Origin of the sequence: Pseudomonas sp. GM60 (assembly GCF_000282415.1) — a bacterium.
GTDB lineage: Bacteria > Pseudomonadota > Gammaproteobacteria > Pseudomonadales > Pseudomonadaceae > Aquipseudomonas > Aquipseudomonas migulae.
In genome coordinates this window covers 1-10,539 of sequence record NZ_AKJI01000175.1, presented here as the reverse complement: position 1 = coordinate 10,539, position 10,539 = coordinate 1, and the positions used below count along the sequence as shown (strand labels likewise).

Genomic DNA, 10,539 nt, shown 5'->3' with positions numbered 1-10,539 from the left:
GGCAAGCCTCGCTCCTACGGGGCGCGGTGTTTCCTGTAGGAGCGAGGCTTGCCCGCGAAGGGGCCGGTACGGGCGCCACAAGACATTGACCCGCCCCCACACCATGCGTAGCCTTGCGCATTCGAGGTTCTTCGGCGTTTGCCGGAGCTAAGAAGGGAACGCGGTCGATGCCGCGGCTGCCCCCGCAACTGTGAACGGTGATGTTCGCTGCCACGCCACTGCAAACCTGTCCAACGGGTTCGCGGGAAGGCGCAGCCAACGCCAGTCTCGCGACAGGCACACCGTCAGCCAGGAGACCTGCCTCGACACGAATTCTCACTACAACCGGGCGGGGTGATCCGGTGGCGAACTCTTCCGCGCGCCTGTCGCTGCGGTCGTCGTCCCGCATGCCCGCCACCTTGCCAAAGGGCATCCGATGAAAACACTGGCCAAACTCCCCGTCACCATCGTTACCGGCTTCCTCGGCTCGGGCAAAACCACCTTGCTGCGGCACATGCTCGATAACGCGCAGGGCCGCCGCATCGCGGTGATCGTCAATGAGTTCGGCGAGCTGGGCATCGACGGCGAAATCCTCAAGCAGTGCTCCATCGGTTGCACCGAAGAAGAAGCCAACGGCCGCGTCTACGAACTGGCCAATGGCTGCCTGTGCTGCACCGTTCAGGAAGAGTTCTTCCCGGTGATGCGCGAACTGGTCGCCCGTCGCGGCGACCTCGATCACATCCTGATCGAAACTTCGGGCCTGGCCCTGCCAAAACCTTTGGTCCAGGCCTTCCAGTGGCCGGAAATCCGCAGCGCCTGCACCGTTGACGCGGTGATCACCGTAGTCGACAGCCCGGCCGTGGCGGCCGGCACGTTCGCCGCGTTCCCGGACCAAGTGGATGCCCAGCGCAAACTCGACCCGAACCTGGACCACGAGTCGCCGCTGCACGAGCTGTTCGCCGACCAACTGGCCAGCGCCGACCTGGTGATTCTCAACAAGGCCGACCTGATCAGCGCCGAAGACCTGGCCCGCGTACGCCTGGAAGTCGCCGAAGAACTGCCGCCCGCCGTCAAAGTCATCGAAGCCAGCAGCGGTCGCCTGCCACTGGACGTGCTGATCGGCCTCGGCGCCGGTTCCGAAGAACACATCGACAGCCGTCATAGCCACCACGATCATCACCACGACGGCGATGACCATGACGACCACGATCACGACGCGTTCGACTCCATTTCCATCGAACTGCCACAAGCCGACGAAAGCCTGCTGATGGACGCGCTGACGCAATTGGTGGTCAAGCACGGCATCCTGCGGGTCAAGGGTTTCGCGGCGATCCCGAACAAGCCGATGCGCCTGTTGATCCAGGGCGTGGGCACGCGTTTCGACAAGCATTTCGACCGTCAGTGGGGCGCCGACGAAGCGCGCACCACGCGTCTGGTGCTGATCGGCCAGGCGCTCGACGCCGCGCAACTCGAAGCGCAATTGCGCGCCGCGCTCAGCGTTTAACCCATGCACCTGCTCAGGACCCAGCCCGGCGGTTTCGTCTCGGATGACAACATTGCCGACCTTGGACAAACCCCTGCCGAGCTGGTGATCCTGTGCAGCGGCGATTCCAGCCTCGCGCTGCTCGCCGAAGCCGCGCAACAGTTGCCGGACGATTACCCGAGCGTGCGTCTGGCCAACCCGATGCAGGTGCAGAACCACGCCTCGGTCGATTTGTATGTCGACGAAGTGCTGCGCCACGCCAAGGTGATTCTGATCTCACTGCATGGCGGCATTGCGTATTGGCGTTACGGCGTCGAGCGGTTGGTCGAGCTCTCACAGCGCGGCGTGCAGTTGATTCTGGTGCCCGGCGATGATCGCCCGGACCCGGAGCTCAGCGACCTGAGCACGGTGGTTGCCGAAGACCGCGACCGGCTTTGGCATTACTTGCGTCAGGGCGGCATGGCCAACGCGCTCGATCTGTTTCGCTGCCTCGCCACGCGTTGGCTGGAGCGCGACTACGCGTGGGCCGAGCCGCAAACCCTGCCACGCACAGCGATTTACCACCCACAAAAAAGTCCCGCCGCACTGCAGGATTGGCAAGCCGACTGGCAGGCCGATCAACCGGTGGCGGCGGTGCTGTTTTACCGCTCGCATTTGCAGGCGGCGAACACCGCTTTCATTGATGTTTTCTGCCAGCGTTTGCAAGCGGCGGGGTTGAATCCCTTGCCGATTGCCGTGGCCAGTCTCAAAGAGCCCGGCTGCCTCTCGGTGGTCGAGGACTGGCTGGATGACGTCGAAGCCTCGGTGATTCTCAACACCACCGGCTTCGCCCAATCCAGCCCCGAAGCGCCGCACTTGCGACCGTTTCGACGCAACATCCCGGTGATCCAGGCCATCTGCGCCCAGGACAACGAACCCGGTTGGCGTGCCAGCGAACAGGGCCTCGGCCCGCGGGATCTGGCGATGCACATCGCGTTGCCGGAGCTGGACGGGCGGATCATCAGTCGCCCGATCAGCTTCAAAGACCTGGCGTGGCGCAGTGAGCGCAGCCAGTCAGACGTGGTGTGCTATCGAGCACAACCGGAACGCATGGACTTTGTCTCCGAACTGGCGCGGCGCTGGATCGATCTGGCGCGGCTGCCAAACAGCGAAAAACGCATCGCCCTGATCCTCGCCAACTACCCGACCCGCGACGGGCGCATCGGCAACGGCGTGGGCCTCGACACACCGGCCGCTGCGCTGAATATTCTGCGTGCGCTGCATCAAGAAGGTTACCCGCTGCCGGCCGAACTGCCGGGCAGCGGCACCGAACTGATCCAGCAATTGCTCGGCGGCGTCAGCAATGACCTCGACACTCTCGATCAGCGCCCGTGCCAGCAAAGCCTCGCGCTGGATGATTACAACCTGATGTTCAACACCTTGCCTGAGGCTAATCGCCAGGCAGTGCTGGAACGTTGGGGCACCGCGCAAAACGATCCGATGTTCCGTGACGGGCGAATGATGATCGCCGGCCTGCGTTTCGGCCTGACCTTCGTCGGTATTCAACCGGCGCGCGGTTATCAGGTGGACCCGAGCGCGGTCTATCACGACCCGGACCTGGTGCCGCCCCACGGTTATCTGGCGTTCTATTTCTGGTTGCGCAACACCTACGGCGCCCACGGCGTGATCCACGTCGGCAAGCACGGCAACCTCGAATGGCTGCCGGGCAAAGGCGTCGGACTGTCCGAGCATTGCTGGCCGGACGCATTGCTCGGGCCGCTGCCGAACATCTATCCGTTCATCGTCAACGATCCGGGTGAGGGCGCCCAGGCCAAGCGCCGCACGCAAGCGGTGATCATCGATCACCTGATGCCACCGCTGACCCGCGCCGAAACCTACGGCCCGTTACGAAACCTCGAACTGCTCGCCGACGAGTATTACGAAGCGCAATTGCTTGACCCGCGCCGCGCCCGTGAATTGCAGCGCGACATTCTGCAATTGGTGCGCGACACGCACATCGACCGTGAGCTGCAACTGGACGAGAAGCTCGACAGCGACGCCGATGCAGCGATCTGGCTGCCGCGTCTGGACACCTATTTGTGCGATCTGAAGGAATCGCAGATCCGCGATGGGTTGCACATCTTTGGTGAGTCGCCGAGCGGGCGTCTGCGCATCGACACGTTGTTGGCTTTGTTGCGGATTCCACGGGGCGATGGCCGTGGCGCGCAGTCAAGTTTGCTGCGGGCGTTGGCCAAGGCGTTTGGTTTGGGCTTTGATCCGCTGGATTGCGCGTTGGCTGAGCCTTGGGTTGGGCCACGACCGATTGAGCTGCAATTGCTCAACGATGAAGTCTGGCGCACGGCAGGCGATACCCGCGAACGCCTCGAACTGTTCGCCGCTCAACTGATCTCGCAAGTTCTCGATACCTGTAGGAGCGAGCCTGCTCGCGATGGGGTGTCAGCCACATTGGTGTCGACTGCCACACCATCGCGAGCAGGCTCGCTCCCACAGGGTCCGGGGTGGTCAGAGGTGCAGGCCATCCTCGACAACCTGCGCGAAGTGGTCGCGCCAAGGCTCGACGCCTGCGGCCCGGCGGAAATGCGCGGCCTGCTCGACGCCCTCAGCGGTCGTTTCGTCCCCGCCGGCCCCAGCGGCGCGCCGAGTCGCGGGCGGCTGGACGTGTTGCCGACCGGGCGCAATTTCTATTCGGTGGACGTGCGCAACTTGCCGACCACCACCGCGTGGCGCATCGGTTTCCAATCGGCGAACCTGATTCTCGAGCGGCACTTGCAGGACCACGGCGATCACCTGCGTCAGCTCGGCCTCTCGGTCTGGGGCACCGCGACCATGCGCACCGGCGGCGACGACATCGCGCAAGCCATGGCGCTGATGGGCGTGCGCCCGGTCTGGGCGACGGGCAGTCAGCGGGTCGATGACTTCGAAATTCTGCCGCTGAGCCTGCTCGACCGCCCACGCGTGGACGTGACCTTGCGCGTGTCCGGATTCTTCCGTGATGCCTTTGCCAATCTGATCCGCTTGTTCGATGCGGCGGTGCAGGCAGTCGCTGCGCTGGATGAACCGGACGATCTCAATCCATTGGCGGCCAAGGTCCGTGCCGAACGCGAGGCGTTGCTGCAATCGGGCCTTGATGAGGACGCGGCCAAACGGCAGGCCGGTTGGCGCATCTTCGGCGCCAAACCCGGTGCTTACGGTGCTGGCGTGCAAGGGGCAATCGATGGTCGTTTGTGGCAGAGCCGCGAAGACCTGGCCGAGGTTTACCTGAACTGGGGTGGCTACGCTTACGGCGGTGCCGACGAAGGCACGGCGGCCCGCGAGCAGTTCGCCCAGCGCCTGAGCCAGGTTCAGGCCGTGCTGCAGAATCAGGACAACCGCGAGCATGATTTGCTCGACTCCAACGACTATTACCAGTTCCAGGGCGGTATGCTCGCGGCCGTGGAAAGCCTCAGCGGTGCTGCGGCGGCCAGTTACCATGGCGACCACAGCCAACCGGACTTGCCGAAAATCCGTACGTTGAAGGAAGAACTGAACCGGGTGATCCGCTCGCGGGCGGCGAATCCGAAGTGGATCGACGGCGTGAAGCGCCACGGCTACAAAGGGGCGTTTGAACTGGCGGCGACGGTCGATAACCTGTTCGCCTTCGACGCGACGACGCAGTTGATCGACGATCACCAATACGCGTTGCTGGCCGATGCTTATTTGCTGGACCCGGCGACCCGGGATTTTGTCCGCGAGCACAATCCCCATGCGTTGCGCGACATGACCGAGCGGATGCTGGAAGCGCAGCAGCGCGGGATGTGGCAGGAATCCGGCGCCTATAAAGAAGCACTGGAAAACCTGCTGCTGGACATAGAAGAAGACACCTGACACACCGTAGATCCCCTGTAGGAGTGAGACCGGCTTGCCGGCGATAGCGGTGTGTCAGGCAAATCAATATTGACTGACCCAACGCTATCGCCGGCAAGCCGGTCTCACTCCTACAGTAAAAGCAATTACCGACCATGACCGAGATTTGATAATGACCGACACCCCACATTTCCCCTTATCCGCCGTGGTCGGCGCCGACGATCTCAAACTCGCTTTGTACCTCACCGCCATCGACCCGAAAATCGGCGGCGTGCTGATTGAAGGCCCGCGCGGCATGGCCAAGTCCACCCTGGCCCGAGGCCTCGCGGACCTGCTCGCCAGCGGTCAGTTCGTCACCTTGCCGCTGGGTGCCACTGAAGAACGCCTGGTCGGCACCCTCGACCTTGATGCTGCCCTGAGCGAAGGTCGTGCGCAGTTTTCGCCCGGCGTACTGGCCAAGGCTGACGGCGGCGTGCTCTACGTCGATGAAGTCAATCTGCTGCCCGATCACCTGGTGGACTTGCTGCTCGACGTCGCCGCCAGCGGCACCAACCTGATCGAGCGTGACGGCATTTCCCATCGGCATTCGGCGAAGTTCGTGTTGATCGGCACCATGAATCCGGAAGAGGGCGAGTTGCGTCCGCAACTGCTCGACCGCTTTGGCCTGAACGTCGCCCTCGGCGGTCATACCGCACCCGCCCAGCGTGGGCAGATCATCCGTCGGCGGCTGGATTTCGACAGCGATCCGCAACGCTTCTGCGCCGAGTGGGAAAGCCAGCAACAGTCGTTGCGTGAGCGTTGCCAGACAGCGCGCAGCACACTGGCGAGCATCCCCCTGGATGATGAGGCGCTGGCACAGATTACCGAGCGCTGTTTTGCTGCTGGTGTCGATGGCCTGCGCGCCGATCTGGTCTGGCTGCGTGCCGCCCGTGCCCATGCGGCGTGGCGGGGGGCTAGCGCCATTGCCGAGGAAGATATCGATGCCGTTGCCGAGTTCGCCTTGCGCCATCGTCGTCGCGAACAGTCGCCACCGGCGCCGCAGCAGGCCCGGCAACCCGCCCCGCAACAATCCAGCCCGAGCGAAGGCCAGGGCCAATGGGGCGAAATGCCGGCGCAGGCGCTACCGGTCGGCGCTCGACGTGAAGTGCCGAGCTGGCCAAAAAAGCCCTAGGCATTCGCCCTCGATCTGACGCGGGGGCGAATGCCAGACCCCGCGCCGGACGGCTGGACCACGGCAAACAGGGTAAGCGTCATGCCGCCCGCAGCGGCTCGATCAATTGGCCCGGCACTTTGCTCAACGGCCGCCCGCGCCAACGCCAGGATGTGCTGTTTCAATTGCGCACCCGTTCGCCCCATGAACTGTGGCTGGTGATCGTCGACGCCTCGGCCTCGACGCGCCGCCACCAGGCCTTGAGCGACGCCAAGGGGCTGTTGGCGCAGTTGTTCGACGACGCTTACCGCCAACGTGCGCACCTGGCGCTGCTGACGGCCAGCGGCCATGCGCCGAAGTGGCAAGTGCAAGGATTGAAAGCTTCCAGCGGGTTGCGCCACTGGCTCGATGGCCTTGGCGCGGGCGGCGGTACGCCGTTGCTGGCGGCACTGGGCGAAGCGGGGCGATGGCTCGCGGTCCGGCAAAAACGCTTTCCGGCGGAGCAGCAACGGTTGTTGCTGGTGACCGATGGCCGGTTGAAGGAGTGGTCGGGGTTGCCGGCGCTGGCGTGTCCGGGGCTGCTGATCGACATCGAGCGTGGACCGATCCGGCTGGGGCGGGCGCGGCAGTTGGCAGCGGAGCTGCAAACGGATTATCGGCATATTGATGAGCTGGTTTCAGGCTGAGTTATTTGGGTGTTTACTCTGGCCCCATCGCGAGCAGGCTCGCTCCCACAGGGGGGCTATGTCGTTCGCAAATAATGTGTTCACTGTAGATCTAATGTGGGAGCGAGCCTGCTCGCGATGGCATCCATTTGGTTTTGGATAATCACGGCTTACCGGCATCCCTGCCCTATGCTCTGAAAGCAGCCATTCACAGGAGTGAAGCATGCGTGTTCTAGCCACAAACAGTCAGGACGATTTCCGCGTCAAAGCCTACGCCGGCACCAACGGCGTGCTGCTGGCCATGGACCTGGCCGAATCCCGCCGCAAGGGCCTGTTGGGTTTCGCCATCGAAAAACAGCAAGGCAGCAAGCCCTGGTTGTTCCTGTTCAATAGCCTGACGTTCCCCGGCAAGGCTCATACGTTCCCGCAGTTTCACGCCACCCCGAGCAACCTCGCGCCGTTGCAGAAATTTCGCTGGGCCGATTACGCGGTCAATCCGGGGATGACGATCCATTACCGAATCCACCTCGCCTATGGCAGCGCAGATGCACCGCAGCTGGGCGAATTTCTCGAAGTGACCGTCACGTCCGACAACGGCCTGCCGCACAATCAGAGTGTGATTTTCAACCGCGCGGTGGCTGCCAGCCAGGCATTCCAGCGCAAGTTTCCCGACCTCGACGCGTTGATCAGCGCAAACAAGAACCTGCCCATCGAAGCCTGGCCCGATGCGCCGCGCCAGTGGCTGGAAAACGGTTTGCTCGGGCGCTTGCTGGGGTTTATCGAACGGGCGCTGGATGATCAGTGGGCACTGGACATTGCCATTTACGAGTACGAGTTGCAGGTGATCGTCGATGCCGTCAACGCGGCGTTCGAACGGGGTGTGAAGGTTCGCGTGCTGTATCACGCACAACCCGACGATGACGACACCGTCATCAACCAGGCCAGCCTGGAAAAAATCCCGGCGGCGAACAAGCGCGGGCGTGTCACTCACAACATCTTCCACAACAAATACATGGTGCTGAGCCGGGTCGATGCCGCCGGGCAGCTTCAGCCTGAAGCGGTGCTGTGCGGCAGCACCAATTTCACGCCCAATGGCGTTTATCGCCAGGCCAACGTGGTGCATGTGCTGGACGATGCTCGCATCAGCGCCAGCTATCTGCAGACCTTCGAGCAAGTCTGGGCGACACCGGACGAGGTCGGCGTCACCCGGCAATGGATCACGCAACACAACCCGATAGACCCGCAGCAACCGTTGTTCGCCGGGTTCTCACCGCGTTCGGGGCAGGGTGATTTGCGGGCGTTTGTCGAGATCATCAACGCCGCGAAAAAGGACGTGCTGTTTGTCACCGCGTTCGCCTTGCCCGACGATATTCTCAACGCGCTGCTCGGCCAGCCCCACGACGATATTTTGCGTTACGGCCTGCAAAACACAGCCAGCCGTATCACCGGTTTTCACGCTGATCGCAGCGCCGAATTTGCCGCGACTGCGCTGCTCAACACCGGGCTGGAAGGTTGGCTTCGAGAGAACATGAAGGGCCAGAAGGGCAACTTGCTGGTGCACACCAAAGCCGTGGTCACCGACTTCACCAGCGACGCGCCGACGATCATCAGCGGCAGCCACAACCTCAGCGCTGCGGCCAGCAACGGCAACGACGAGAACTACCTGATCGTGCGCGGCGATACCGATCTGGCTGATCGTTATGGTTTGGAGTTGCTGCGGTTTTACGAGCATTACCGCTTTCGCTACTTCGCCAAGAAACTCGCGCTCAAACAGGTGCAGCCGTTGAAGGTGGATGACAGCTGGACTGATGATTATTACCTGGCGGGGGATTTGCGGCAGCTGTCGCGACTGCGTTTCTCCGGACGGTAAATAAGTGTATCCAATGGCCCCATCGCGAGCAGGCTCACTCCTACAAGGGATTTGTGCGCGCCACCGATCACTGTGGGAGTGAGCCTGCTCGCGATGGGAGCGACGCGGTCTTCCCGCGTCAGCAGAATAAGTTAGTCCGCACCAACTCGATCACTTCCTCCTCTAAGCCCGCGCCCGATTACTTCCCCATCGCCTGTCGGTACTGACGCGTACGCCGGCCAATGTACAAACGATCAAGGATCAGCGCCCAGACCGCCGACACCTCAGGCCGGGGCTTGCGGCCACGGCTCAGGCGCTGGAGCTGGAATTTCACCACTGCCATGCTCGCCAGCGCGGCCAACGGTTTGCGTTTCCACTGGATCGGCGGCAGTTGCGGATGGCTGTTCCGGCCTTCGCGCCAGTGTTTGACCAACTGTGGTTCGAGGGCCAACGCGGTGCCGATCCCGGCCATGGCGATGCCGCTGTCGAGCACCTGTTCGACGATCGCCAAACGCCGAATCCCGCCGGTCACCATCACCGGCATACGCGCCACGCTCGCCAGTTCGCCGGCCATTTCCAGAAAGTACGCTTCCCGCGCCAGGGTCCGGCCATCGCGTGCCTCGCCCTGCATGGCCGGTGCTTCGTAGCTGCCGCCCGACAACTCAAGCAAATCGATCGGCTGATCGTTGAGCCACTGGATTACTTGGCGGGCATCGTCGGCGTCGAAGCCTCCGCGCTGGAAGTCGGCCGAGTTGAGTTTTACCGAGACGCAGAATTTCGGTGATACGGCCTGGCGAACGGCGCTGATCACGTCGAGCAACAAACGTGCGCGATTCTCCAGGGATCCGCCCCAGCGGTCGGTGCGGCGATTGGTCAATGGCGACAGGAACTGGCTGATCAGGTAACCGTGTGCCGCATGAATCTGCACGCCGGTGAAACCGGCCTTTTCGGCGAGGGCAGCGCTGGTGGCGAAGCGCGTGATTACCTCGGCGATATCGTCTTCGGACATCGGTTTGGGTTCGGCAAACATCTTGGAAAATGAACCGAGATCCAGTGCCACCGCTGAGGGCGCCCACGCTTGCTGGCCGAGGTTGGCCATGGTCTGGCGCCCCGGATGATTGAGCTGCATCCAGAATTGCGCGCCACCGGAGCGGCCAATCGTTGCCCATTGGCGAAAGCTTTCCCTGTCGCGTTCATCTTCCAGCACCACGCCACCGGGGCCGGTCATGGCGCGGCGGTCGATCATCACATTGCCCGTCAGCAACAACCCGGCTTCGCCCCCGGCCCAGGCCTGGTACAAGCGAAACAGAGCATCGGACGGCGCCTGCCCGGTGTCGGCAAGGTTCTCTTCCATCGCCGCTTTGGCAATGCGATTGCCGATTGTCTGGCCGTTGGGCAAATTCAACGCTTGGAAGGGCGACATGCTTGACTCCTCATCTGTGGAGAACAGAGGCTAAGCTTAAAGCTCACTTTAATGTCAAGCAGGAAAACGAGACCGGGATGGAAATTGGTCAATTGGCTCTGGCGCCCTTCAAGCCTTCGCGCTGATGGCGGCAGCCGATGGGGCGGG

The 10,539-nt window shown here is 62.8% G+C and carries 6 protein-coding genes and 1 riboswitch; of the genes, 5 read left to right on the top strand and 1 reads right to left on the bottom strand.

Features of this window, described 5'->3' with window-relative positions:
• Positions 1 to 107: 107 nt before the first annotated feature.
• Positions 108 to 319, top strand: a riboswitch (cobalamin riboswitch).
• Between the two features lie 96 nt (positions 320 to 415).
• The 5 genes from cobW to PMI32_RS00300 all read left to right on the top strand — a co-directional run bounded on the left by cobW (position 416) and on the right by PMI32_RS00300 (position 8,990).
• Entirely contained in the window at positions 416 to 1,483 is a 1,068-nt protein-coding gene (gene cobW, locus PMI32_RS00280; RefSeq protein WP_008035722.1) for a cobalamin biosynthesis protein CobW, read from the top strand.
• Positions 1,484 to 1,486: 3 nt separating this feature from the next.
• Entirely contained in the window at positions 1,487 to 5,326 is a 3,840-nt protein-coding gene (cobN, locus tag PMI32_RS00285; RefSeq protein WP_008035721.1) for a cobaltochelatase subunit CobN, read from the top strand.
• A 151-nt stretch (positions 5,327 to 5,477) separates the two neighbouring features.
• A complete protein-coding gene (locus PMI32_RS00290; protein WP_008035720.1) occupies positions 5,478 to 6,476 on the top strand; it encodes a magnesium chelatase ATPase subunit I in 999 nt (332 codons plus the stop codon).
• 53 nt (positions 6,477 to 6,529) lie between these two features.
• Positions 6,530 to 7,141, top strand: a complete 612-nt coding sequence (locus tag PMI32_RS00295; protein WP_081501807.1) for a vWA domain-containing protein — start codon at positions 6,530 to 6,532, stop codon at positions 7,139 to 7,141.
• 202 nt (positions 7,142 to 7,343) lie between these two features.
• Positions 7,344 to 8,990 carry a phospholipase D-like domain-containing protein gene (locus PMI32_RS00300; RefSeq protein ID WP_008035711.1) on the top strand — a complete coding sequence of 549 codons (1,647 nt, stop codon included), beginning with the start codon at positions 7,344 to 7,346 and terminating at the stop codon, positions 8,988 to 8,990.
• A gap of 178 nt (positions 8,991 to 9,168) precedes the next feature.
• Here the strand turns inward: PMI32_RS00300 and PMI32_RS00305 are convergent, their stop codons facing one another.
• Positions 9,169 to 10,392, bottom strand: a complete 1,224-nt coding sequence (locus PMI32_RS00305; RefSeq protein WP_008035709.1) for an NADH:flavin oxidoreductase/NADH oxidase family protein — start codon at positions 10,390 to 10,392, stop codon at positions 9,169 to 9,171.
• Between the last annotated feature and the right edge of the window lie 147 nt (positions 10,393 to 10,539).